The 24,283-nt window shown below is 73.2% G+C and carries 21 protein-coding genes; 14 read left to right on the plus strand and 7 right to left on the minus strand.

What is annotated here, in order from left to right:
- Positions 1–2 precede the first annotated feature (2 nt).
- The 3 genes from R2B67_RS09995 to R2B67_RS10005 all read left to right on the plus strand — a co-directional run bounded on the left by R2B67_RS09995 (position 3) and on the right by R2B67_RS10005 (position 4,516).
- Complete coding sequence (locus R2B67_RS09995) at positions 3–266, plus strand: DUF8847 domain-containing protein (protein WP_018509952.1); 264 nt, start codon at positions 3–5, stop codon at positions 264–266.
- A 97-nt stretch (positions 267–363) separates the two neighbouring features.
- The gene (locus tag R2B67_RS10000) at positions 364–3,105 is read left to right on the plus strand and encodes a BamB-related PQQ repeat family beta-propellar protein (protein ID WP_317817367.1); all 2,742 of its coding nucleotides are present in this window, start codon (positions 364–366) and stop codon (positions 3,103–3,105) included.
- Between the two features lie 169 nt (positions 3,106–3,274).
- Positions 3,275–4,516, plus strand: coding sequence for a C40 family peptidase (locus tag R2B67_RS10005; RefSeq protein WP_317817368.1), 1,242 nt, complete (start codon positions 3,275–3,277; stop codon positions 4,514–4,516).
- Positions 4,517–4,556: 40 nt separating this feature from the next.
- On the opposite strand, the gene R2B67_RS10010 is transcribed toward R2B67_RS10005, so the two are convergent.
- From R2B67_RS10010 to R2B67_RS10030, 5 genes are read right to left on the minus strand one after another with little or no spacing between them, the layout of a single operon-like run.
- Complete coding sequence (locus R2B67_RS10010; RefSeq protein WP_317817369.1) at positions 4,557–5,792, minus strand: styrene monooxygenase/indole monooxygenase family protein; 1,236 nt, start codon at positions 5,790–5,792, stop codon at positions 4,557–4,559.
- A gap of 38 nt (positions 5,793–5,830) precedes the next feature.
- The gene (locus R2B67_RS10015) at positions 5,831–6,523 is read right to left on the minus strand and encodes a GTP-binding protein (protein WP_317817370.1); all 693 of its coding nucleotides are present in this window, start codon (positions 6,521–6,523) and stop codon (positions 5,831–5,833) included.
- A complete protein-coding gene (locus tag R2B67_RS10020) occupies positions 6,504–6,920 on the minus strand; it encodes a DUF742 domain-containing protein (protein ID WP_015611323.1) in 417 nt (138 codons plus the stop codon). Before R2B67_RS10020 ends, R2B67_RS10015 begins: the two co-directional genes overlap by 20 nt.
- A complete protein-coding gene (locus R2B67_RS10025; RefSeq protein ID WP_026241085.1) occupies positions 6,917–7,396 on the minus strand; it encodes a roadblock/LC7 domain-containing protein in 480 nt (159 codons plus the stop codon). The genes R2B67_RS10020 and R2B67_RS10025 overlap by 4 nt, the downstream gene beginning before the upstream one ends.
- The gene (locus tag R2B67_RS10030) at positions 7,393–10,536 is read right to left on the minus strand and encodes a sensor histidine kinase (RefSeq protein WP_317817371.1); all 3,144 of its coding nucleotides are present in this window, start codon (positions 10,534–10,536) and stop codon (positions 7,393–7,395) included. The genes R2B67_RS10025 and R2B67_RS10030 overlap by 4 nt, the downstream gene beginning before the upstream one ends.
- A 363-nt stretch (positions 10,537–10,899) precedes the next feature.
- Between R2B67_RS10030 and R2B67_RS10035 the strand changes: the two genes are divergently transcribed.
- On the plus strand, positions 10,900–11,691 hold the full coding sequence (locus tag R2B67_RS10035) for a protein phosphatase 2C domain-containing protein (protein WP_317817372.1): 792 nt from the start codon (positions 10,900–10,902) through the stop codon (positions 11,689–11,691).
- Between the two features lie 23 nt (positions 11,692–11,714).
- Here R2B67_RS10035 and R2B67_RS10040 read toward each other — a convergent pair whose 3' ends face one another.
- Positions 11,715–12,197, minus strand: coding sequence for a MarR family winged helix-turn-helix transcriptional regulator (locus R2B67_RS10040; RefSeq protein ID WP_026241087.1), 483 nt, complete (start codon positions 12,195–12,197; stop codon positions 11,715–11,717).
- A 218-nt stretch (positions 12,198–12,415) separates the two neighbouring features.
- Between R2B67_RS10040 and R2B67_RS10045 the strand changes: the two genes are divergently transcribed.
- Positions 12,416–13,282, plus strand: coding sequence for a lysozyme (locus tag R2B67_RS10045; RefSeq protein ID WP_317817373.1), 867 nt, complete (start codon positions 12,416–12,418; stop codon positions 13,280–13,282).
- 167 nt (positions 13,283–13,449) lie between these two features.
- Positions 13,450–14,202: a polysaccharide deacetylase family protein gene (locus tag R2B67_RS10050; RefSeq protein WP_381074811.1), complete on the plus strand. Its 753-nt coding sequence runs from the start codon at positions 13,450–13,452 to the stop codon at positions 14,200–14,202.
- 105 nt (positions 14,203–14,307) lie between these two features.
- Here the strand turns inward: R2B67_RS10050 and lon are convergent, their stop codons facing one another.
- A complete protein-coding gene (gene lon, locus R2B67_RS10055; RefSeq protein WP_317817375.1) occupies positions 14,308–16,725 on the minus strand; it encodes an endopeptidase La in 2,418 nt (805 codons plus the stop codon).
- 243 nt (positions 16,726–16,968) lie between these two features.
- On the opposite strand from lon, the gene R2B67_RS10060 reads away from it, so the two are divergent.
- The 8 genes from R2B67_RS10060 to R2B67_RS10095 all read left to right on the plus strand — a co-directional run bounded on the left by R2B67_RS10060 (position 16,969) and on the right by R2B67_RS10095 (position 24,092).
- Positions 16,969–17,577 carry an RNA polymerase sigma factor gene (locus R2B67_RS10060; RefSeq protein WP_317817376.1) on the plus strand — a complete coding sequence of 203 codons (609 nt, stop codon included), beginning with the start codon at positions 16,969–16,971 and terminating at the stop codon, positions 17,575–17,577.
- On the plus strand, positions 17,574–18,560 hold the full coding sequence (locus R2B67_RS10065; RefSeq protein WP_317817377.1) for a zf-HC2 domain-containing protein: 987 nt from the start codon (positions 17,574–17,576) through the stop codon (positions 18,558–18,560). The genes R2B67_RS10060 and R2B67_RS10065 overlap by 4 nt, the downstream gene beginning before the upstream one ends.
- On the plus strand, positions 18,557–19,324 hold the full coding sequence (locus R2B67_RS10070) for an ABC transporter ATP-binding protein (RefSeq protein WP_317817378.1): 768 nt from the start codon (positions 18,557–18,559) through the stop codon (positions 19,322–19,324). Before R2B67_RS10065 ends, R2B67_RS10070 begins: the two co-directional genes overlap by 4 nt.
- Complete coding sequence (locus tag R2B67_RS10075; protein ID WP_317817379.1) at positions 19,321–20,670, plus strand: hypothetical protein; 1,350 nt, start codon at positions 19,321–19,323, stop codon at positions 20,668–20,670. The genes R2B67_RS10070 and R2B67_RS10075 overlap by 4 nt, the downstream gene beginning before the upstream one ends.
- On the plus strand, positions 20,667–21,305 hold the full coding sequence (locus R2B67_RS10080; RefSeq protein ID WP_317817380.1) for a hypothetical protein: 639 nt from the start codon (positions 20,667–20,669) through the stop codon (positions 21,303–21,305). The genes R2B67_RS10075 and R2B67_RS10080 overlap by 4 nt, the downstream gene beginning before the upstream one ends.
- A gap of 10 nt (positions 21,306–21,315) precedes the next feature.
- Positions 21,316–22,023, plus strand: coding sequence for a spermidine synthase family protein (locus tag R2B67_RS10085; RefSeq protein ID WP_317817381.1), 708 nt, complete (start codon positions 21,316–21,318; stop codon positions 22,021–22,023).
- A 258-nt stretch (positions 22,024–22,281) separates the two neighbouring features.
- The gene (locus R2B67_RS10090) at positions 22,282–23,019 is read left to right on the plus strand and encodes a response regulator transcription factor (RefSeq protein ID WP_018509977.1); all 738 of its coding nucleotides are present in this window, start codon (positions 22,282–22,284) and stop codon (positions 23,017–23,019) included.
- A complete protein-coding gene (locus R2B67_RS10095; RefSeq protein WP_317817382.1) occupies positions 23,016–24,092 on the plus strand; it encodes a HAMP domain-containing sensor histidine kinase in 1,077 nt (358 codons plus the stop codon). Before R2B67_RS10090 ends, R2B67_RS10095 begins: the two co-directional genes overlap by 4 nt.
- Positions 24,093–24,283: the final 191 nt, after the last annotated feature.

The raw sequence follows: 24,283 nt of genomic DNA on the forward strand, positions 1-24,283 counted from the left end.
GGGTGAAGAGCGAGAACACCCCTTTCCGCGGCGGCCCCCTGGACGGCCGGGTGCTGCCCGTCCTGGTCGGCCCGACCGGCCACCCGCCGAAGTGGTACGAGGTCCCCGTGCCCTCCCCCGACGGCTCCCCGCCCACCGTGTACGCGTACGAGCGCGTCCCGGCCGGCTACACCAAGCGGCTCGGCCTCCAGCGCGGCTGGGTGTACGAGTACGCTCCCGGCGGCCGTAAGCGCCCCACCATCAAGTGGCCCTGGTCCAAGCCCTGAACGCCCGCTCCCCCAGGCGCAGGCCCTAAGATCGACGGTCAGGTGCCGAGGGACGGGTCACTCGGGCGCCGGAGGACCGTCACAAGGGGGGTGCGCCATGGAGGCGCTGCGTAGGGAAGATCCACGCCGTTTCGGTCGCTTCACCGTGCTGGCCCGCTTCCAGGAAGCCGCGAGCGCCGTGCAGTACGTGGCGCGGGACACCGGCACCGGCGAGCTCGCCGTGATCACCGCCGCCCGCCCCGCGCTCGCCGCGGTACCGGCGTTCCGGCGCCGCTTCCAGGCCGAGGCCCGCACCGCCGAACGTCTCGCGGGCGGCTGGGTGACGCCGCCGCTGGAGACCGGCGAGGCCGACGACCCCGAACTCCTTCACACCGCGACGGAGTACGTCCCCGCCCTGCCGCTGGCCGATGCGGTCGCCGTCGCGGGTCCGCTGCCGGAGCGCGCCCTGCGGATACTGGGCGCGGGCATCGCCGAGATCCTCTCCCGGGTCCACGCGGGCGGCTCGGTGCTCCAGGGGCTCGCCCCGGGCACGGTGCTGCTGGCCGAGGACGGGCCCCGGCTCACCGCGTTCGGCCCGCTGGGCGCGGCAGCGGCGGCCGAGGCGCGGCCGGGCGGGCAGCTCTCGGTCCGGCTGGGCTACCTGACGCCGGAGCAGGTGGCGGGCAGGGAGGTCGGCGCTCCGTCCGACCTGTTCGTGCTGGGGCTGCTGCTGGCGTACGCGGCCACGGGGACGACCCCGTTCACGGAGGGCCCGCCCGAGGAGGCCGCCCGCCGGATCGCCGAGGCCGACCCCGAACTGGACGCCGTACCGGAGGAGTTGCGCGAGCTGATCGCGGGCTGCCTGGCGAAGGACCCGGCCGAGCGGCCCACCGCCGGCACGGTCGCCGCCGAACTGGCCCTGGAGGGCGCGGCGGGCCTGGCCCGGGGCGGCTGGCTCCCCGAGCGGCTCGCGGCGGCGGTCGCGGACCAGGAGGCGCGGGTGCGCGCGCTGGAGGCGCCGGAGGAGGCCGAGGCGACCGGGACCGCCGATCCCGCCGGGGAGCCGGAGGACGCGGTGCCTGCGGACGCGGTGCCGGGCGCGGCGGCCGAAGCGCCGGAGGACGCACCGGCCACGCAGCCCCCGACCGACCCGAGGGCCACCGTGTCCACCACCGACGAGGCCCCCGGCACCAGCACCACCAACACAGCCCCCGGCACCGCCACCAACACCGGGGACACAGGGAACATCGGCGAGGACCGGGGCACCACCCGCTTCCTCAACACCGGCCCCAAGCCGCCCCAGTCCGACCGCGCCACCACCCACCTAGCCCTCCCCCCAGGCCTGCCCCCGGCCCCGGGCACCGCCCCCGCCCCCCTCCCGGCACCGGCCCACCACCACACCTACGGCAGCCCCGCCCCCTACCCGGCAGCGGCACTCCCGCCCTCCGCGACCACAGCCCCAGGCAACACCGGCAACAGCAACAGCACCGGCCCCATGGTGGCGCTGCCTCTCCCGCCCGCGCCCGCCCCTCCGGAGGGCTCCGCCACCAGCCGCCGGACCCTGATCGCCATCGCCGCGGCGGCGGTCGGCGGGCTCGTCGTGGGCGGCGGCGCGGTCGCCGCGATCGGCGGCGGGGAGACCGCGGCCGCCACGGACGCCAAGCCCCCGGCCCCCAAGCCGCGCCGTACGCTCCCCGGCCAGCCCCCCGAGCCGCGCTGGAGCTACTCCCACCCGGCCTCCGAGTCCGCCCCGCTGACCACCGCGCTCTGGCGGGACCGGCTGCTGGTGGTGACCAGCGAGAGCCAGGCGAGCGCCGTCGACGTGAGCACCGGCAAGCGGGTCTGGCAGCGCGCGGACGCCGCCAAGGGCCAGGCGGCGGTGGTCGCCGGTGACCTGTGTTTCGTGGCGAGTCCGACGGAGTTCCTCTGGCTCGCGCCGAAGGACGGCACGGTCGTGCACCGCGTGCGGTACGCGGACGGCTTCACCGACCTGCCGGACCTTCAGGTGGGACGGCTGGCGGGCCACTCCGGGACGGTGATCTGGTTCACCGGCTCGCGCACGGTCACCGTGAAGGCCCCCAAGCCGAAGAAGGGCAAGAAGAAGGCGGCGGACAAGCGGGTCGTCCAGGCGTACTTCTTCGCGTACGACATCGTCCGGCGCGCCGAGGTCTGGCGTACGCAGGTACCGGCGGGCCGCGCCCCCGGCACGCCCCTCTACCGGGTCGTCGCGGAACGCTCGGCCGATCTGCTCGTCCGGCAGGACGCGGTCACCCTGACGGCGGCCGAGGTCAAGGCGGCCAAGGGGAAGGGCTCCATCCGCTCCTTCGACCAGCAGACCGGCAAGCTGCGGTGGACCAAGCAGTACGGCACGGCCGGCCCCGAGGCGGCCGTCACGGGTGACGAGGACGGGGTCCTGTACGCGGGGGCCGGCGTCCACCTCCAGTCGTTCGAGGCGGACACCGGCAAGCCGCTGTGGCGGGTCGAGGGCACGGAGGGCTCGGCCTTCGGCACCCCGCTCGTGGCCGGTCCCGTCCTCCACACCACCGAGCGCAGCCGGCAGGTCGGCGCGGTGGAACGGGAGAGCGGGCGCCTGGTCTGGCGGCGCTCGACGGAGGTGCCGGGCATCGGAAGCGCGCCCGCCCTCACCCTGAGCGGCAGCGGAAAGACCCTGCTCGCCTCCGACGCCACCCAGGTCACGGCGTTCTCGGCGGCCGACGGGGAGCGGCTGTGGAAGTTCCAGGACATCGGGGCGGCCGAACCGAAGGGGGCGACGGTGAGCGCCCCGTACCGGACCCTGGCCGTCGGCGCGCACATCATCGTCCAGCGGGACCGGGCCTTCTACGCCTTCCCGGTGGCTTGAGCCTGAGGCGACCACGCTGATTCCGCCGTCCGGGGCATCCCCCGGACGGCGCGCCCTGCGGTGCTTGCATCACCTGACCCCGGATGACCGGATTAATCGGATTAGCTCGCTCACTTGTGGACGAGCCCGCATCTTCCGGGTCCCGTCCCTCCGTCACGGAGGTGATGTCGTGTCAGGCAGGCTCCTGCGCGCGGTCTGCGCGACCGCACTCGCCACGGCCCTCGCGGTCGCCCCCGCCACCGCCGCCCCGGCCGAGCCGGACCCCGTACCGTCGGAGGAATCCGTACCACCAGAAGACGCACCGGAGACGGACGAGCCGGAGACGGACGCGGCAGAGGTCGACGCGGAAACAGCGCTGGCCGCCCCCGAAGCCGGGGCCCCCAAGAGCGTCACGACACTCCTCCGCGACCTCCAGACCCGCTACCAGGCGGCCGAGGAGGCGAGCGAGACCTACAACGCCACCGCCGAGAAGCTGAAGCAGCGGACCGCCCAGGCGAAGAAGGTGAACGCGGAGCTGGCGAAGGCCCGGGCCGCGCTGGAGCTCAGCCGGGGGGACGCCGGGCGGCTGGCCCGGGAGCAGTACCAGGGGCGCACCGAGTTCTCCGCCTACCTCCAGCTGCTGCTGGCCCGGGACCCGCTGCGCGCCCTGGACCAGAGCCACGTCGTCGAGCGGGTGGCGGCGGGCCGCGCGGCGACGGTGGAACGGCTGACCGCCGACGCCCGCCGCGCCGACGCCCTGGCCGCGGCCTCCCGCAAGGCGGTCGACGAGCAGAAGAAGCTGGCCGCGCGGCAAAAAAAGCAGCGCGACACCGTGCGCGGCAAGCTGAAGGAGGTGGAGACGCTGCTGGCCACGCTCTCCGCCGAGCAGCTGGCCCAGCTGGCCGGGCTCGAACAGCGGGGCGTGGAGGCGGCCCAGCGCGAACTGGTCGCCTCCGGCGCGCTCAGCTCCACCCGGCCGCCGACCCGGCAGGGCGGTGACGCCATCACGTACGCGATCGAGCAGATCGGCAAGCCGTACGTCTGGGGCGCCGAGGGCCCCGGCTCCTTCGACTGCTCCGGCCTGACCTCCCAGGCCTGGGCGGCGGCGGGCCGCCCGATCCCCCGCACCTCGCAGGAGCAGTGGAAGCAGCTCCCGAAGGTGCCGGTCTCCTCACTGCGCCCCGGCGACCTGGTGATCTACTTCCCGAAGGCGACGCATGTGGCGCTGTACATCGGCGACGGCCTGGTGGTGCAGGCCCCCCGCCCCGGCACCAAGGTGAAGGTCTCCCCCGTGGCGTCCAACCCGCTGCTGGGCGCCGTCCGCCCCGACCCCGCGGGCACGCCCCTGTCCACGTACACCCGCCCGGCCCTCCCCGAGGGCGCCCGCGACGGCTCGGACACGGGGTACGGCGTGGACCGGGCGCCGGAGTAGTCCTGGTGGCCGAAGCGACGGCCACCAGGACGGCGGAAAGTCAGGTTCCGGAGACCGAGGCCAGGTACGCGTTCGTCTTCTCCGGCTCGAAGAAGAAGTTGTCGAAGTCCGCCGGGTCGTTGAACCCGTTGGCGAAGCGGTCCGCGACGGGCTGGAGCTGGCCGGCGGCGCCGATCAGGTTCAGGACGTGCTCCGGCGGGACGCCGAGCATCGCGTTGGTCCACTTCGTGACGTGCTGGGCGGTCTCCCAGTAGCGGTCGAACGTGGACTGCATCCACGCCGCGTCGAACTCCTTGTCGCCGTGGGCCAGGATCGAGTCCAGGTACGCGTTCGCGCACTTGGAGGCCGAGTTGGAGCCCTGGCCGGTGATCGGGTCGTTGGCCACGACGACGTCCGCGACGCCGAGGACCAGGCCGCCGCCGGGGAGCTGGCCGATCGGCTTGCGGACCGTGGGGGCGTACCGGCCGGCGAGGGTGCCGTTGGCGTCGGTCAGCTCGACCTTGGTGGCGCGGGCGTACTCCCACGGCGTGAACTTCTCCATCAGCTCCAGCGTCTTCGCCAGGTGCTCGGAGGGGTCCTTGATGCCCTGGAACGCGTCGAGCGGGCCGCCCGGGATGCCCTCCCAGAAGAGGATGTCGGCGCGGCCGGAGGTGGTCAGGGTCGGCATCACGAACAGCTCGCCGACGCCCGGCACCAGGTTGCAGCGGACCGCGTCGAACTCCGGGTGCTCCGGGCGCGGCCCCATCCCGTGGACGTACGCGACGGCCAGCGCGCGCTGCGGGGCGTCGAACGGCGAACGCGCCGCGTCCCGGCCGAACATGGAGACCAGCTCGCCCTTGCCCGCCGAGACCATCACGAGGTCGTACGTACGCGAGAAGTAGTCCAGGTCGGAGACGGCCGCCCCGTGGATCACGAGCTGCCCGCCGCGCTGGGCGAAGGTCTCCATCCAGCCGGCCATCTTCACCCGCTGGTCGACGGACTGGGCGTACCCGTCCAGCTTGCCGACCCAGTCGATCGCGCGGGAGGAGTCCGGGGCCGCGACGGAGACACCGAGGCCCTCGATCTTCGGGGCCTGGGACTCCCAGAAGTTCAGCTGGTAGTCCCGCTCGTGCTGGAGCGCGGTGTGGAACATGCACTGCGTCGACATGACCCGGCCGGTGCGGATCTCGTCGGCGGTGCGGTTGGACATCAGGGTGACTTCGTAACCCTTGGACTGGAGGCCCAGGGCCAGCTGGAGTCCGGACTGGCCGGCTCCGACTATGAGTATCTTCCGCATCGCGGCTCTCCGTGCTCCGTCGTTTCTGATTCGAGGCGTCAGGCAGGCGTGACGTCGAGAGCATGGCCCACCAGGGCCAGCAGTGACTCGACGACCGTGATCCTGTTACGTGCGTCCATGATCACTATGGGCACCTGCGGCGGTACGGTCAGGGCCTCCCTGACGTCCTCCGCCTCGTAACCGGGCGTCCCCTCGAAGTGGTTGACCGCCACGATGTAGGGCAGTCCGCAGCTCTCGAAGTAGTCGAGCGCCGGGAAGCAGTCCTCCAGGCGCCGGGTGTCGGCGAGGACCACCGCGCCGATCGCCCCGCGCACCAGGTCGTCCCACATGAACCAGAAGCGCTGCTGGCCGGGCGTGCCGAAGACGTACAGCACGAGGTCGTCGTCCAGGGTGAGCCGGCCGAAGTCCATGGCCACCGTCGTGGTGGTCTTCTCGGGCGTCGCGGAGAGGTCGTCGGTCTCCTCGCTCGCCTGGGTCATCAGCGCTTCGGTCTTCAGCGGCGTGATCTCGGAGACCGAGCCGACGAACGTCGTCTTGCCCACGCCGAAGCCGCCCGCCACCACGATCTTGGTCGCGGTGGGGGCGCGGGTGTGGTCGAGCTGCCAGGCCTGGAGGGATTCCTCGGCCTGGTCCTGGGGCCGTGACGGCCGGCCCTGGGGGCCTGACGCCTGGTCCCGGGGCCCCGGCTGGCGCGGGGCGAAGAGCGGCGCCTCAGAGACGGCGGAGTCCATTGAGCACCCTTTCGAGCAGTGCGCGGTCGGGCTGGCCGGTGCCGTGACCGGTTCCGTACACGCGGATCTTTCCCTGGTCGGCCAAGTCGCTGAGCAGCACCCGGACGACTCCGAGCGGCATCTTCAACAGGGCCGAGATCTCCGCGACCGTACGCATCCGGCGGCAGATTTCGACGATGGCCTGGAGCTCCGGCATGACGCGCGAGGCCAGGTTGCCGTTGGTCAGCTCGCGGCGCTCCTCGGGTGCTTCGAGGGCGGCGACGAACGTCTCGACGAGCAGGACGTGCCCGAACCGGGTGCGGCCTCCGGTGAGGGAGTACGGGCGGACCCTGGCCGGGCGCTTGTCGGCGCCGCGGACGGGGAGGCGGGGGGAGGGCTCGGCTGCGGCGGTCGTCACTGGGCGCTCTCCATCGATGTGCGCAGCTCGCTGCGGAGTTCGGGGGTGAGGACGTGTCCGGCCCGGCCGACGAAGAGGGCCATGTGGTACGCGACGACGCTCATGTCGCAGTCAGGGGTGGCGTGGACGCCGAGGAGGGAGCCGTCGCTGATCGACATGACGAAGACGCTGCCCTCGTCCATGGCGACCATCGTCTGTTTGACGCCGCCGCCGTCCATCAGCTTCGCGGCTCCGACGGTCAGCGAGCCGATGCCGGAGACGATGGTGGCCAGGTCGGCGCTGGAGCCCCTGGGGCCGTCCGACGGTCCCGCCTCCTTCGCCCGGTGATGGCCGGGGTCGGAGGAGAGCAGCATCAGCCCGTCGGACGAGACGACGGTGACCGAGTGGACCCCTGGCACCTCCTCCACGAGATTGCTCAGCAACCAGTGAAGGTTCCGGGCTTCGGTACTCAGCCCGAACGTGCTGGGCGCAGTCAACTGCGTGCCTCCTCGACTGTGTCCCCCGTCTCTCCGTTCCGGCGGTCCGTGCGGCCGCCGGTCTGCTCGGTCGTCCCTGTGTCGTGTGCGGTGCCCGTGACGGGTGCGGTGGTGGTCTCGTGCCCGGTACGGCCGGTGGCTACGCCCTCGTGGTCGGCGAGGGCGACGGAGCCGGTGGACTCGGCGATCTCGGCCTCGACATCGCGCCGGCCCTCCTTCGCCGCCTGGTGGAAGCTGCCGAGCCTGCGGCGCAGGTCGTCCTTGTCGAGGCTGCCGGTGCGTCCGGTGGTGGTGGGGGCGCCCTCGGGCCGGACCACCTTGGGGGTGCGCTTGGGCAGCCCCTTGTCGGTGACCCGCTCGGCCTGCGGCCGCCGGGGGGCGGGCACGGTGTCGGCTACGGCCTCGGCCCGGGGGGCGGGGCGGAACTCGGGCCCGTCCGGGTCCTGGCCGCCCGGGGCGCTCTCGGCCGGCCGCTCGTGACGGTCGGGGCCGATGGCGTACGGGTCGGAGGGCTGCGGGGTCTCGGGGGTCGCAGCCGGGGATGCCGGGGATGCCGGGGGCACCGGCAGCCGGACCTGCATCGTGACCTCGGAGTCCGACTCGGCGGGTGCCGGCTCCTGCGCGTCTGCCTCGTGGATCGCGCGCTCGGCGGCGGCGATCATCGGGTCGACGGCGGGCTCGGCGGCGGGCTCGGCGGCGGGTTCAACGATGGGTTCAGCGATGGGTTCGGCGGCGGGCTCGGTGGCGGACGCCTGATCAGGCTCCACAGCGGGCTCGGGCTCGACAGCGGGCTCGGGCTCGGTCGTCGCGCCGGGCACCTCGGCCACCGGCTCGGAGGCCACCCCCGCCCCGGACTCCGCCTCGGAAGCCCCATCGGCAGGCGCCCCGGACGCGGGCGGCGTCGGCTCGGCGGTCACCGGCGGCAGGATCGGCGTACGGCTCGGCAGGGCGTTGGAGTTGGCCTCGGCCACCGAGCCCGGCAGGTTGAGCGTCGGCGCCTCGCCGGGCAGCTGCACGGCGGGCGGCGGGGAGGCGGGGAGGGTGTTGGGCAGCAGGGTCTGCGGCAGGACGACGACGGCCGTCACTCCACTCCCCTTCTGCTCGCGCAGCTGGACCCGCACACCGTGCCGGGCGGCCAGCAACGAGGTGACCTGGAGGCCGAGTCCGGCCCCGTCGGCGTTCTGCTCCCCCACCTCGAAGGAGGCCGGGTCGGCCAGCCTCGCATTGAGCTCGCCCATCCGGACGCTCGACATGCCGATGCCCTCGTCCTGCACGGAGAGCATCACCTCGCCGGTCTCCAGCAGCCAGCCGGAGAGCTCGACATGGGAGTCCGGCGGGGAGAAGGAGGTGGCGTTCTCCAGGAGTTCGGCCAGGAGGTGGCTGAGGTCGTCGGCGGCGAACCCGGCGATCTGGGCGTGCGGCGGCAGGGACTGGATGGTGACCCGCTCGTACCGCTCGATCTCGCTGACGGCCGCGCGGGCCACGTCGACCAGCGGGATCGGGCCCGCGTGGCCGTGGCCGTGCTCGGCGCCCGCGAGGACGAGCATGTTCTCGCTGTGCCGGCGCATGACCGTGGCCATGTGGTCCAGCTTGAACAGGGTGGCGAGGCGCTCCGGGTCCTGCTCGCGCTCCTCCAGGCTCTCGATGACGCCGAGCTGGCGCTCCACGAGGCCGAGGTTGCGCAGCGAGAGGTTGACGAAGGTGTGGTGGACGGTGTTCTTCAGCCGCTCCAGCTGGGTGGCGAGCTCGGCTGCCTGGACCTGGAGTTCGGCGCGCTGGAGGGTGAGGGCCTCGCGGCCCGCGATCAGTTCGGCGCGCTCGGCGTTGAGGTTCTCGAAGCGGCCGGTGAACTCCTGCTGGAGGCCGGTGAGCTTGGCGTGCAGGGTGTTCATCGACCGGACGACCTGGGCGAACTCGTCGTTGCGGCCGGTGTAGCGGACCGGTTCGGCGGTCGCGGGCTCGTCCGCGAGGCGGGCGGCGCCGATGCGCAGGACGGCGAGCGGCTGGGTGAGGGTGCGGGCGACGGCGGTGGAGACGCCGACGGCGAGCAGGAAGCAGCCGCCGAGCAGGGCGATGCTCAGTTCGAGGGCGGTGACGTCGTCGTCGCGGAACCCTTCCAGGCGCTGGACCTGGGTGGTGGCGAGGGCGGACTCGACGCCGCGCATCCGGTCGACCCGGGCGGAGAGCGCGGACTCCAGCTTCTTGGCGTTGGTGGTGCGCTCGCTCTCGGAGAGCTCTGGGCGGTCGGTGAGGCGGGCGAGGTACTTCTCGGCGCTGTTGACCTCGGGGCCGGTGACGGTGGCGGAGAGCTTGTCGCGGGCGACGGGGTTGGCCGCCTGGTCGAACTCGGCGAGCGAGGCCAGCTCCCGGACCCGGGCCTGCTGGGCGGCGGCGCTCAGCTCGTCCCGGTCGCGGTCGGCCCGTTTGGTCGCGTCGTCCTCGGCCTCGACCGGCAGCCCGGTGAAGGGGTCGATCTGCGGGGCGGTGGGCTCCGGGGCCGGGACGGCGAGGGCGGCGAGGAGGAGCCCGCGGGTGGCGGAGGCCTGCTCGACGGCTCCGCCGAGGGCGAGCGGGGCGCGGGTGGCGTCGGCGGCGCGCGGCGGGGTCTTGTCGGCCAGCTCGGCGGCGATGCCGTGCAGCTTGGCGATGACCTCGGAGTAAGCCTGGTGGGCCTCCAGCGCCGAGCCCTTGCCGGTGAGGGCGTCCCGGCGCAGCGAGGGCACGGTGGAGAGGTCGCGCCGCAGGGCGGCGGGGGCCGGCTCGTGGATCTCGTCGATCTGCTGGTCGACGCGGGTGGTGCGGGTGAGGCGGCTCTGGGCACCGGCCTGGCCGTCATCGGCGCGGCCGCCCGCGATGTACGCGGTGACGGCGTCGCGCTCGTCGGCGAGGGAGTGCGCCAGGGTGACGGCCCGCTGGTTCAGCTCGGAGAGGGTCACGAGCCGCTGGGACTCGGCCAGATCGGAGGAGGCGCTCAGCGCGGCGGGGGCGCCCGCCGCGAGGACGATGACCCCGACGACGGCGACACCGGCGACCAGCCGGCTCCGTACCCGTACGGTCCGCTTGGTGGCGACCGGAGCCGGAGGCGTCGCCCCGGAACCGTCGCGCGTGCTGCCCTGGCTCCGCGGCCGCTTCTTCTGCACCGGTGCTCGCAATCTTGACTCGTCCACCCTTGAAGCAGAGGTGACGCTCGGTCACGTAGAGGGACGCCCCGCTCCTGGTATGGCTTCTGACCATTCCAGCGCTTTTGAGAGGGGGGCGCGCATCAACCGCTCCGCCACTCGAACGAGTGAACATCACTCTTGAGTTGGCGAACAAGTCTCCCCAGAGGCGCCCCTGACCATGCATAGGGCGCGGGGTGGAACTTCGGCGCCGCCTTTGGCAGGATGCCCGCCCGCACTCCCCCGGAGCCGCGCCCTCCGCGCGCGGGGCCCGCGTTGACCTGCTGGTACGGCCGGAAACCGCTCCCGTGCGGGGTCCGTGAAGACCTCGTGCAGACTGGCGTCATGCGCTGCGAACTCGTCACCGTCCCCGGCGATCCCGAACGCCCCAACGAGGACTGGGCATCGGCCGCCGTCCCCGCGTCCGGCCAGGGGGGAGTGGTGGTGGTGCTGGACGGTGTCACGCCGCCGGAGGGGGATGACGGTTGTGTGCACTCCGTCCCCTGGTTCACCGCCCGGCTGGGCGGCGCACTGGTGGAACTGTCGGGTTCACGGCGAGATATGGACCTGGCCGAGATCCTGTCGGAGTCCATCCGGCGCACCGCCGACGCCCACCGGTCGACCTGTGACCTTTCTCACGTACGGACGCCTCAGGCGACCGTGGCCCTGGCGCGTTGGGGCGAACACGCGATCGAGTACCTGGTGCTCTCCGATGCGGCGCTCCTGCTGGAGGGAGCGGACGGGGCGGTCCGGGCGGTCCTCGACGACCGGCTCGACCGCCTGCCGCCGGGCTCGCTGGCCTCGGCGGCGACGGTCGACGGCCGGCTGCGCAACAAGGAGGGCGGCTTCTTCACCGCCGCCGCCGACCCCGCGGTGGCCGCACGTGCGGTGACCGGCACCGTCCCGGCGGACCAGGTCCGCTCGCTGGCCGCGCTGACGGACGGGGCGAGCCGGTGGGCGGAGGTGTTCCGCGAGGGCGACTGGGCGGCCCTGCTGGAGCTGGTGCGCAAGGCGGGGCCCCGGGGGCTGATCGACCGGGTACGGGAGCTGGAGGGGGCCGACGCGGCCGCCGGGCGCGTACGGCTGCGGCGGAGCAAGACGCACGACGACGCGACGGCGGTGTTCGTGGAGCTGTAGGGCCGGGGGCGGCGGGCCGGACGTCACTCCTCCGCGCGGGTGTTCAGCTGGTGCAGCAGCCGGGCCAGCTCCGCTACCTCGGCCCGGTCCCAGTCGGCCAGCTTGCGGACGTACTGCCCGCGCCGGGCGTCGCGGACGCTGCGGAAACGGGCGAGGCCCTCGTCGGTGAGCCGGACGAGCCAGGCGCGGCCGTCGGCCGGGTCGGGTTCGCGGGCGACCAGGCCGAGGTCCTCCAGGGCCCGCAGCTGACGGCTCATGGTGGCCTTGCCGACGCCGAAGTAGGCGGCCAGCTCGGTGGCCCGCTGCCGGCCGGCCGACTCCAGGCGGACGAGCAAGCCGTAGGCGGCGGGCTCCAGTTCGGGGTGGACCTCGCGGGCCATCTCGCCCGAACTGGCCCGGGCGCGGCGCAGGAAGACCGCCAGCTCGCGCTCCAGCGCCAGGAATTCGTGGTCCACACCAGTCCCGGCAGTCGCGCCCGGCTCCCGCGCGCTCTCGCTCCCGTGCACGTCAGCACCCCTCGTACGGTTTCCTGCCGATGAAAGTTTCTTCCACGGCCGGTCAACGCCGCAGCTGGGCCAGTATTTCGCAGGCGTAGACCAACGGCGGCGGCCAGGCCCTCTTCCGTACTCCGGGTCTACGTGCGTAGCGTCGTCACCGGATCGTACGTATGACATGAGCACGCCACGACTGTGGGCATCCACCACCACATCCCGGAGGCACACCCATGCCCCTGCACCGTCACAGATCCGGCACCTCCCGCAGATCCGGCACCTCCCGCCGCTCGCGCCTCACCGTCGGCGGAACCCTCCTGGCCGCACTCACCCTCCTCCTCACCCTGCCGGGCGGCGCCACCGCGGCCGGCCCGGACACCGCCGACGCCCCGCCCGCCCGCGGCACCGCCAGGATGGGCCAGGGCGTCATCGAGCACGACGGCCAGGGCGGGCTGCCCCGCGATCCCCGGGTCGTCCAGACCGAGGGCGTGGACGTCAGCAGCCACCAGGGAAACGTGGCCTGGCAGACCTTGTGGAACAGCGGCGTGAAGTGGGCCTACGTGAAGGCCACCGAGGGGACGTACTACAGGAACCCCTACTTCGCGCAGCAGTACAACGGCTCGTACAACGTCGGCATGATCCGTGGCGCGTACCACTTCGCCACCCCGAACACGGCGAGCGGCGCCGCGCAGGCGAACTACTTCGTGGACAACGGCGGCGGCTGGTCCCGGGACGGCCGGACCCTGCCGGGGGTGCTCGACATCGAGTGGAACCCGTACGGCGCCCAGTGCTACGGCCTCAGCCAGGCCGCGATGGTCAACTGGATCCGGGACTTCACCACCACCTACCGGGCACGCACCGGCCGGGACGCGGTCATCTACACCGCGACCAGCTGGTGGAAGGACTGCACCGGCAACAACGCGAGCTTCGGCGCCGTCAACCCGCTCTGGGTGGCCCGGTACAACACGACGGTCGGCGAGCTGCCGGCCGGCTGGCCCGTCCACACGATGTGGCAGTACACCTCGACCGGCCCCACGGTCGGCGACCACAACCGCTTCAACGGCGCGCTCGACCGCGTACAGGCACTGGCCAACGGCTGACCCCCACCTGAACCGGCCCCGGTCACCTCTTCGCAGGTCACCGGGGCTTCGCGCCGCCCCGCACCCCACTATGCACCCGATGTATACGCACTATGTATAGTCCTCGGCGTACCGCACACCTGTGCGGAGATTTCCGCGCAGAGGAGTGGTGTGCCGTGTCGAAGAAGATGACCCTGTTCGGCGGCGGGTTGGCCGCCGCGCTGGTGACGACGCTCACACTGGCGCTCAGTGGATGCTCGATGGAGACGACGGCTCCGGCCTCGGCACGGCAGGACGCGGCGTCCGACGCCAAGGGCTCCTTCGGGCGGGCGGACTGCCGCAAGGCGAAGTGCATCGCCCTCACGTTCGACGCGGGGCCGGGCAAGGACACCCCGGAGCTGCTGGACATCCTGAAGGCGAAGAAGGTCCACGCGACCTTCTTCCTGCTGGGCAAGCACCACGTCCTCAAGCACCCGGACACCGTGCGGCGCATCCAGGACGAAGGCCACGAGGTGGCCAACCACACCTGGACGCACAAGATCCTCACCGACGAGGAGCCGGACGCGATACGGGCCGAGCTGGAGAAGACCCAGGTGGCGATCGAGAAGGTGACGGGGAAGAAGCCCCGGCTGATGCGCCCGCCGCAGGGCCGCACGGACGACGAGGTCTCCGGGATCAGCAAGGAGCTGGGGCTCTCCCAGGTGTTGTGGAGCGCCACCGCCAAGGACTACTCGACGAACGACTCGGCGCTGATCACGAAGCGGATCGTGGACCAGGCGAGCAAGGACGGCATCATCCTGCTGCACGACATCTACCAGGGCACCGTGCCCGCCGTGCCGGGGATCATCGACGCGCTCCAGAAGGACGGCTACATCTTCGTGACCGTCCCTGAGCTGATGGCCCCGGCGGTGCCGGAGCCGGGCACGATCTACCGCCCCTGAGCACCGTGCTGCGGTGCATGCGGAACGGCCCGCCCCCGTTGACTCGGGAAGCGGGCCGTCCGTACCGGCCACGTACCTGATACCGCGCCCGTCACTGCGTGGCGGTCAGGCCGCGGCCGGGATCCTTTCCGCCGGGGCCGAGGCCGGGGCAAGGGCGATCTCCAGCACCTGGCGGACGTCGGTGACCGGGTGGACGTCCAGCTTCTCCAGCACCTCGGCCGGGACGTCGTCCAGGTCGGCCTCGTTGCGCTGGGGGATCACCACGGTGGTGATGCCGGCGCGGTGGGCGGCCAGCAGCTTCTGCTTCAGGCCGCCGATCGGCAGTACCCGTCCGGTCAGCGACACCTCACCGGTCATCGCCACATCCGTACGGACGAGGCGTCCGGAGAGCAGCGAGGCCAGCGCGGTCGTGAGCGTGATGCCCGCGCTCGGGCCGTCCTTCGGGACCGCACCGGCCGGGAAGTGGATGTGCACGCCCCGGTCCTTGAGGTCCGCGACCGGCAGCTCCAGCTCCGCGCCGTGCGACCGCAGGAAGCTCAGCGCGATCTGCGCCGACTCCTTCATGACGTCCCCGAGCTGACCGGTCAGGGTCAGTCCGGACGCGCCGGTCTCCGGGTCGGCGAGCGACGCCTCGACGAAGAGGACGTCACCGCCCGCCCCGGTCACCGCGAGTCCGGTGGCCACGCCCGGCACCGCGGTGCGGCGCTCGGCCGGGTCCTGGGCGGACTCGGGCACGTGGTGCGGGCGCCCGATCAGGCCGCGCAGGTCCGCGTCGGTCACCGTGAACGGCAGCTCGCGGTCGCCCAGTTCGTGCTGGGCCGCGACCTTGCGGAGCAGCCGGGCGACGGCCCGCTCCAGATTCCGTACGCCCGCCTCGCGGGTGTACTCGCCGGCCAGCTTGCGCAGCGCCGACTCCTCCAAGGTGACCTCGTCCGTCTCCAGACCCGCTCGCTCCAGCTGGCGCGGGAGCAGGTGGTCCCGGGCGATGACGACTTTCTCGTCCTCGGTGTAGCCGTCCAGCCGGACCAGCTCCATACGGTCGAGCAGGGCCTCGGGGATGGCTTCGAGGACGTTGGCGGTGGCCAGGAAGACGACGTCGCTGAGGTCGAGCTCGACCTCCAGGTAGTGGTCGCGGAAGGTGTGGTTCTGCGCGGGGTCGAGGACTTCGAGGAGGGCGGCGGCGGGGTCGCCCCGGAAGTCGGAGCCGACCTTGTCGATCTCGTCGAGCAGGACGACCGGGTTCATCGAACCGGCCTCCTTGATCGCCCGCACGATCCGTCCGGGGAGCGCGCCCACGTACGTACGCCGGTGGCCCCGGATCTCCGCCTCGTCCCGGACACCGCCGAGCGCGACGCGGACGAACTTACGGCCCATTGCGTGCGCGACGGACTCCCCGAGCGAGGTCTTGCCGACGCCGGGCGGGCCCACCAGGGCGAGCACGGCACCGCCGCGACGCCCGCCGACGACCCCCAGCCCCCGGTCGGCACGCCGCTTGCGCACCGCGAGGTACTCGGTGATCCGCTCCTTCACATCGGCGAGACCGGCGTGCTCGGCGTCCAGGACCTCCTGGGCGCCGCGGATGTCGTAGGCGTCCTCGGTCCGCTCGGTCCACGGCAGTTCGAGGACGGTGTCCAGCCAGGTGCGGATCCACGACCCCTCAGGAGACTGGTCGCTGGACCGCTCCAGCTTCTCGACCTCCTTGAGCGCGGCCGTCCGGACGTGCTCGGGCAGATCGGCGGCCTCGACGCGGGCCCGGTAGTCGTCGGACTCGTCCTCCGGGTCGCCGTTGAGCTCGGAGAGCTCCTTGCGTACGGCGTCCAGCTGGCGGCGCAGCAGGAACTCGCGCTGCTGCTTGTCCACGCCCTCCTGGACGTCCTTGGCGATGGACTCGGCGACATCCTGCTCGGCGAGGTGCTCGCTCAGCCACTGGGTGGCGAGCTTCAGCCGCGTGACCGGGTCCACGGTCTCCAGGAGCTGCACCTTCTGCCCGGTGGTGACGAACGGCGAGTATCCGGAGTTGTCGGCGAGCGCGGAGATGTCGTCGATCTGCTGGACCCGGTCCACGACCTGCCAGGCGCCGCGCTTCTTCAGCCAGCTGGTGGCGAGCGCCTTGTACTCCTTGACGAGCTCGGCGGCGGAGCCGGGCAGCGGCTCGGGCACGACGACGTCGAGCACGGTCCCCTCGACCCACAGCGCCCGCCCCGGCCCACTGGTCCCGGCCCCGATCCGGACCCGGTCACGGGCCCGGATGAGCGCCCCCGGGTCCCCGTCGCTCAGGCGTCCGACCTGCTCGACGGTCCCCAGGACACCGGTCCCCGTGTACGTCCCGTCGATCCGCGGGACCAGCAGCACCTCGGGCTTCCCGCCGCCGGGACGGGCGGCGGCCTGCGCGGCCTCGACGGCGGCGCGCACCTCGGTGTCGGACAGGTCCAGCGGCACCACCATGCCGGGCAGGACGACCTCGTCGTCGAGCGGCAGCACGGGCAGGTCGATCGGTGTGAACGCCTTGGACTCGGTAGTCATGATCTCCCCTTCGGCAGGCAAGTTGAGCTATGTGGACTCAATGCTTGTGAGCCGCCGAATGTTCCCCGAGCGGTGTTCGCTGTGAGCGATCAAGACCTGGAAGCCTGGTGAGCCCCCTGTCCACGGGAGCGTCGGACGCGGAACGGCTATTCCCGGGGCCGGTCTCCCGCCCTGGTGAACCTCCGGGTGAATCTCCTGGTGAACCCGTGAACCGGATAGCGTCCGCCCGTCGATAGGGAGGGTGTGAGGCTGTTGCGCCCTGCGGGGGGAGACCGGAATGACGGTACGGAGGCGGAGAGCGACGACGCGGCGTTGGTGCGCGCCGTCGCGGGCGGGGACGCGGAGGCGCTGGGCGCGCTCTACGACCGGCACGCCGGGTGGCTGCACGCCCGGCTCGCCCGGCGGTGCGCGGACGCGGAGACCGTGCGCGAAGTGCTCCAGGACACCTTCGTGACCGTGTGGCGCTCCGCCGGCTCGCACCGGGGCGCGCAGGTCGGCGGGTGGCTGTGGGTGATCGCCTCCCGCCGGCTCGTCGACACCCTGCGGGCGGGCGCCCGCGCCGACCGGGCACCGGGCCCGGCCCCGGAGACCGTCGCCCCCTCCGCCGAGGACCGGGTGCTGGCGGGCCTGGAGTACGGGGACGTGGGCACCGCGCTGGCCGGGATCTCGCCGGAGCTGCGCGAGGTCCTGCGCGCCACGGTCGTGGACGGGCTGTCGACGAGGGAGGCGGCCGCGCTGCTCGGCATCCCCGAGGGCACGGTCAAGACCCGGGCGATGCGGGCCCGGCGTGAGCTGCGGGACGCACTGGAACGGCTGACGCCGGACGGCGAAGCGCTGGGAGGCACGGCATGAGGCGAGGGCGTTCGGGCCTGGGGCACCACTGGCACGTGGACGGGGAGCTGGCCGCGCGGTACGCCGCCGGTACGGCTGCCGAGAGCGATGCGTGGTCGCTGGAGAAGCACGTCGAGGCGTGCGGCGCCTGCGCGGCCGTGGTCTCGTCGGCCGTCCGGGCGGGGCCGGAGACGGGCCCGCTGCTGGCCTCCATCCGGGCGGCGGTGCTGGAGCGGGCTGTCCGGGAACCGCGCGAGAGCGTCGGCTCCCGGGCGTACGCCGACAACGGCACCGGCCCGGCCATCGGCGCCAGCACAGGCGCGGGAACCACCACCACCGTGACAGGCGCGGGGACCACGGGGGTGCCCCCGCGCCTGTCACGGGCCGCCCGGGTCGTGTGGGCCGCCGGGCCCGCCCTGCGGGGGGCCTGGCTGGTGGCGCTCGTCGCCGTCGCCCTCGGGGCCGTCGCCCTGTCGTACGGGGCCGGGCTCGGGGCCTCGGTGCGGCCGTTGCTGCTGGTGACGGCGCCGGTGCTGCCGCTCGCCGGGGTGGCCCTGTCCTACGGGCTGCACGCCGATCCGCTGTACGAGATCGCCACCTCGACCCCGTCCGGCGGGCTGCGGCTGCTGCTGACCCGGGCCGCCGCCGTCCTCGCGGTGAGCGTCCCGGCGCTGACCCTGGCCGGGGCCGTGCTGCCGGTCGCGGCGGGCGGCCCGGGGGCGGCCGCCTGGCTGCTGCCGGGGCTGGCGCTGACGCTCGCCGCGCTCGCGCTGGGCAGTTTCGTCGGCGGCCGCCGGGGGGCGGCCGCCGTCGGGGCCGCCTGGCTGGCGTTCGTCGTCGCCCCCGCCGCCGCCGGCGGGCCGGCCGGGGCCGCGCTGATGGCGGGGGCCTCCCCGTACTTCGCCGGCCCCGCCGTCCAGAGCGGCTGGGCCGCCGGGGCCGTGGCGTGCGCGCTGCTGCTCGCCGCCCGCCGCCGATCCTTCGACCATCTGGAGACGCCGTGAGCGCCAAAGTGACCGGGCTGACCGTCCGGCACCGCAGGAACACCGCCCTGGACGCCGTGGACCTGGACTTCGCTCCGGGTGTGCACGGACTGCTCGGGCCCAACGGGGCGGGCAAGACGTCCCTGATCCGGGTGCTGGCCACGGTCTCGCCCCCGGACGCCGGGCAGGTGGAGCTGCTGGGCAGCGAGGTCGGCCGGGGAGCCGATCACCGCGAGCGCGCCTCCGTACGGCGCCGGCTCGGCTATCTGCCCCAGGAGTTCGGCTACTACCCGGGGTTCACCGTCCGCGAGTTCGTCGGCTACGTGGCCTGGCTCAAGGAGATGGACGGGGCGGGGGTCGCGGCGGCGGTGGAACGGGCCGTGGACCGGGTCGGCCTCGGCGACCGGATCGACGCCAAGGTGAAGACCCTCTCCGGCGGCATGGTGCGCCGGGTCGGCATCGCCCAGGCGATCGTCAACGAACCCGCGCTCCTGCTGCTGGACGAGCCGACCGCAGGTCTCGACCCGGAGCAGCGCGTGGAGTTCCGGGCCCTGCTGCGGGAGGTGGGCCTGACCTCCACGGTGATCGTCTCCACGCATCTGGTCGAGGACGTCGCGGCGGCCTGCTCCGACGTGACCCTGATCGAGGCGGGCCGGATCGCCTACCGGGGCACCACCGCCGACCTGATCGAACTGGGCGACGCGGCGGACGGGCTCGGCGGCAACCCGATCGAGCGCGGCTACACCGCCGCCCTGCGCGCCCACCGTACGGCGGTGGGGGCATGACGGACACGTTGAGCCCGCCGGAGCCCACCGCCCCGGCCGCCGCCCCGCCCCGTATCGGCCATCCGGCGCGTGCGGCGTTCCGGGCCGAGCTGCGGCGCGGGATCGCCCCCTGGGTCGCACCCGCCATGGCCCTCACCATCGCCGTACCGATGATCAGCAAAGCCGCCCAGTGGCAGGGCAGCTGGGGCGAGACGCAGGGGCTGCTGCATTCGCTGACCACCTTGATCGGCGGCCCGCTGGCGGCGGCCGCCGGGTGCTGGCAGGGCGGCCGGGAGCACCGGCGCAGAACCGTCGGGCTGTGCCTCTCGGTGCCTCGCTCGCGGGCGGCGCAGCTGATGATGGCGGCGCTGCCGGTCGCGGTGTGGGTGGTCGTCGGCCACCTGGTGGCCGTGGCGGGGGTGCTGGCCGCCAGCTGGCCGTACGCCGGGGCCGGCGGCCCCTCGGTGGGCATGATCGTCCTGGATGCCTGGTTCTCGGTGTGTGCCGTGTTCACCGGGTTCGTGGTGGGGCGCGTGTGCCGGTGGCGGCTGGCCGCGCCGGTGCTCGCGGCGGTCACGTACCTCGTCCTGGGCGCCCCGACGTACACCTCCTCCGACCTCCGCTTCCTGAACCCGGCCGAGCAGTATTTCCTGGCCGACCGGGTGCCGGTGGCCTGGTTCGTGCCCGTGATGGTCCTGTGGACGGGCGCTCCGGTGCTCGCCCTGGTCACCGGGTACGCCGTGCGGCGCCGGTTCCTCGCGCTCGTCCCCCTGGTGGCCGCCGCCGTCGTCGCGCCCCTGATCGTGAGCAGCGGTGATGACGTGTTCCGGGAGGACCCGGTGGCGGAGAAGCTGATCTGTACGGAGGCGGTGCCGCAGGTCTGTGTGGGCGGGCTCGACGGCCCGCTGCTGTCCCCGGCGTCCGACGCCCTGGCCGGGCTGGTCTCCCGCCTGGAGGGGGTACCGGGTGCGCCTGTGCGGTACGTCCAGACCTCCGACAGCCGGCGGCTCCCGCCGGACACCTCCCGGCTGCCCTACACGTCCCGCGGCTGGACGGTGGTGCGTGACCGGATCGCCGATCCCGCCGGGTACGCCCGGGAGACGGCGCACTTTCTCACCGAACGCGACTGCCCTGAGTCCGTGACGGAGGGGGTGGAGGAAGACCCTGCCACCGTACGCATGCGGGAGACCGACGACGCCGTGGTGCACTGGCTGGCCCCCTGGGGCAGTTCGATGCTCGACCCGGCCCGGGGCGCCGTGTATCTGAACCGGCTCACCGCCATGGGCGACACCGAGCGCCGGGCCTGGCTGGGCCGCTATCTGGCCACCCGTACGAGTTGCGACCCGAAGGCGGTGCCGGCGCTGTGACGACCGTACGACTGGGGCTGCCTGTGCTCTACCTGCGCTCCCGGGCCCTGCCGGCGACCCTCGCCGCGCTGGCGGCCACCGCCGTGCTCGCCGCGTGGGCCGCCGACTGGCTCCAGGACCGTCCGGAGTTCGACCACACGGCCCGCGTCCCGGTCCTCGCGCTCGCCCCGCTGCTCGCCGCCGCCGCGATCGGCACCGGGCTCCTCTCGCACACCGAGGAGCTGGACCGCACGGCCGTACGCCGCTGGTGGCCCCGGCGGCTGACGTACCTGCTGGCCCTCACCGCGCTCACCGCCGGGGCCCTGGCGGTGGCCGTGCCGGGTCATCCGGAGCATTTCGGCGCCCCGGCGATGGTCCGCAACGTGGTGGGCGCGACGGGGGTGACGGCGGCGGCGGCCGCGCTCCTGGGGGCCCGGGCGAGCTGGCTGCCGATGACGGTCTACGGGGGCGCGGTCTATCTGGCCGCGCCCCGGACGCCGGGCGGGGCGGCGGCGTACTGGGCGTGGCCGATGCAGCCGGGGCCGGAGGTGGCGGCCTGGGTGACGGCCGGGACGGCGTACGTGGTGGGGGCGGCGCTCCTGGCACTGCGCGGCCCCCGCCCGGACCGCGATCACGCCAAGGGGTGGCCCTCCTAGAATCCGGTCCATGGAACCCGACACCCAGACCTACACCTGCGCCATGGTTCCCCCCGCGCCCGTCACCCTCGACCGCCGCGAAGGCCCCTTCGGTGAGGTCGTCCTGCGGGAGCGCGGGGAGCACTTCGAGATCATCGCCAACGGCTGCTTCCTGATGGACACCTCCGACGGGCGCTCCGAGCGGCTGCTGATCGATGCCGCTCTGGGCGCCCTGCCCGCCGGCCGGACCGGCCCGTCGGTGCTGATCGGCGGGCTCGGGGTGGGCTTCTCGCTGGTGCGGGCCGCCGAGGAGGAGCGCTGGGGGCGGATCGTGGTCGTGGAGCGGGAGCAGGCCATCGTCGGCTGGCACCGGCAGGGCCCGCTGGACCGGATCTCCGGGGCGGCGCTGGCCGACCCCCGGACCGAGGTCGTGCACACGGATCTGGTCGCCCACCTCCGTACCGCCACGGAGCGTTACGACGCGCTCTGCCTGGACATCGACAACGGTCCCGACTGGACCGTCACGGAGGACAACGGGAGCCTCTACTCCCCCACCGGTCTGGCCCACTGCCACGACCGGCTGACCCCGGGCGGAGTGCTCGCCGTCTGGTCCGCGCAGCCGTCCCCGGCCTTCGAACAGGCGTTGCGGAATGCCGGTTTCAGCGGGGTTAGGACCGAAGAAGTGACTGTTGCCCGAGGTGTGCCGGACGTGGTCCATCTCGCATCGAGAAGCCACTGAGGGGCCACCTGAGGGCCCTGGAAGCCCCCTCCCGGTATGTACGGGTCCGGTGGGAGACGGGGCAACCTTCACAAGGCCGACGATCCGCCGCCCCGCCGGAGCCGAACTCACACCCCTGGGGCAACACCCTGCGTAGCCGGGAGCCCTCCGCTGCCTTTACGCTGCTGACCGGCACATAGGGATCACCCACGAAATCCACGAGCGAAGACCGTGCCTTGCGGGGGTTCGTTCCCCGCGAGAGCGGGCAGGGGCGGGGCGATGGAACAGACACACACCACCCACAACGGCGTCGCGGCCACCCCAGGGGCTCAACGCCGGGTGCTGGTGGTCGAGGACGACGCCACGATCGTCGACGCCATTGCCGCGCGCCTGCGGGCGGAGGGCTTTCTGGTGCAGACCGCGCTGGACGGGCCCGCGGCCGTCGACGCGGCCGAGGCGTGGCAGCCCGATCTGATGGTGCTCGACATCATGCTTCCCGGCTTCGACGGCCTGGAGGTCTGCCGCCGGGTGCAGGCGACGCGCCCGGTGCCGGTGCTGATGCTCACCGCGCGCGACGACGAGACCGACATGCTGGTCGGGCTCGGGGTCGGCGCCGACGACTACATGACCAAGCCGTTCTCCATGCGGGAGCTGGCCGCCCGGGTGCACGTCCTGCTGCGGCGGGTGGAGCGGGCCGCGCTGGCCGCCGTCACCCCGCGCAGCGGGATACTGCGCCTCGGCGAGCTGGAGATCGACCACGCGCAGCGCCGGGTCCGGGTGCGCGCCGAGGACGTCCACCTCACGCCGACCGAGTTCGACCTGCTGGTCTGCCTGGCGAACACCCCGCGCGCGGTGCTCTCCCGGGAGCAGCTGCTGGCCGAGGTCTGGGACTGGGCGGACGCCTCGGGCACCCGTACGGTCGACAGCCACATCAAGGCGCTGCGCCGCAAGATCGGCGCCGAGCGGATCCGTACGGTGCACGGCGTCGGTTACGCCCTGGAGACCCCGGCCCCATGACCCGGCCAGGGTCGGGGATGCGGCCCTTCTCCATCAAGGCCAAGCTCGGCACGCTGGTCGTGGTCTCGGTGTTCATCACGACCGGGCTGCTGATCGTGGCCCTGCGGACCCGGACCGAGTTCCAGTTCATCACCGTGTTCTCGGTGATCGCGACGCTGCTGATCACGCAGTTCGTGGCGCACGGGCTGACCGCGCCGCTGGACGAGATGCGGGCGGTGGCCCGGTCGATCTCGCACGGCGACTACACGCGCCGGGTGAGCGGCGCCGGGCGGCGGGACGAGCTGGGCGACCTGGCCCAGACGATCAACCGCATGGCGGACGACCTGGAGGCGGAGGACCGGCACCGCAAGGAGCTGGTCGCCAACGTCTCCCACGAGCTGAGGACGCCCATCGCTGCGCTGCGGGCCGTGCTGGAGAACGTGGTGGACGGGGTCTCGGCCGCCGATCCCGAGACGATGCGCACGGCGCTGAAGCAGACGGAGCGGCTCGGCCGGCTGGTGGAGACGCTGCTGGACCTGTCCCGGCTGGACAACGGGGTGGTGACGCTCAAGGCGCGCCGCTTCGAGGTGTGGCCGTATCTCTCGGGCGTACTGAAAGAGGCCAATCTCGCCGCCTCTCAGCGACGCCTGTCGTCGGGATCGGGCAACCACTCCCGTACGGACGTCCACCTCCATCTGGACGTCTCGCCGCCGGAGCTCACCGCGCACGCGGACGCCGAGCGGCTGCACCAGGTGGTGGCCAACCTCATCGACAACGCGGTCAAGCACAGCCCGCCGCACGGCCGGGTGACGGTCCTGGCGCGGCGCGGGGCGTACCCGGAGTCGCTGGAGCTGGAGGTCATCGACGAGGGTCCCGGCATCCCGGAGGCGGAGCGGTACCGGGTCTTCGAGCGGTTCAACCGGGGCCAGGCCCCCTCACCGCACGGTCCGGGCAGCGACGGCGGTACGGGACTGGGGCTCGCGATCGCCCACTGGGCGGTGGATCTGCACGGCGGCCGGATCGGCGTGGCCGAATCCGCTCGGGGCTGCCGCATCCAGGTCACCCTCCCGGGGCTGTCCGAGCGACGCGGTTGACGACACGGCGAGACGTCGTTGACATAAGGTCGAACCGGAAGGGCACGTTCTCCGTGTCCAGCCCGAAGGGGATCTCTAGGGGATACGGTCAGATGGCCGTATCCACGGTCCTGCGTACCCGAAGTGCAGTGGAACCTCGCTTGTTTCCCGCCATTTCCTGCGCCGAAACCCGCGTTGCGATGTGATGTGCA

Origin of the sequence: Streptomyces cyaneofuscatus (genome assembly GCF_033109485.1) — a bacterium.
GTDB classification, from domain to species: Bacteria; Actinomycetota; Actinomycetes; order Streptomycetales; family Streptomycetaceae; genus Streptomyces; species Streptomyces cyaneofuscatus.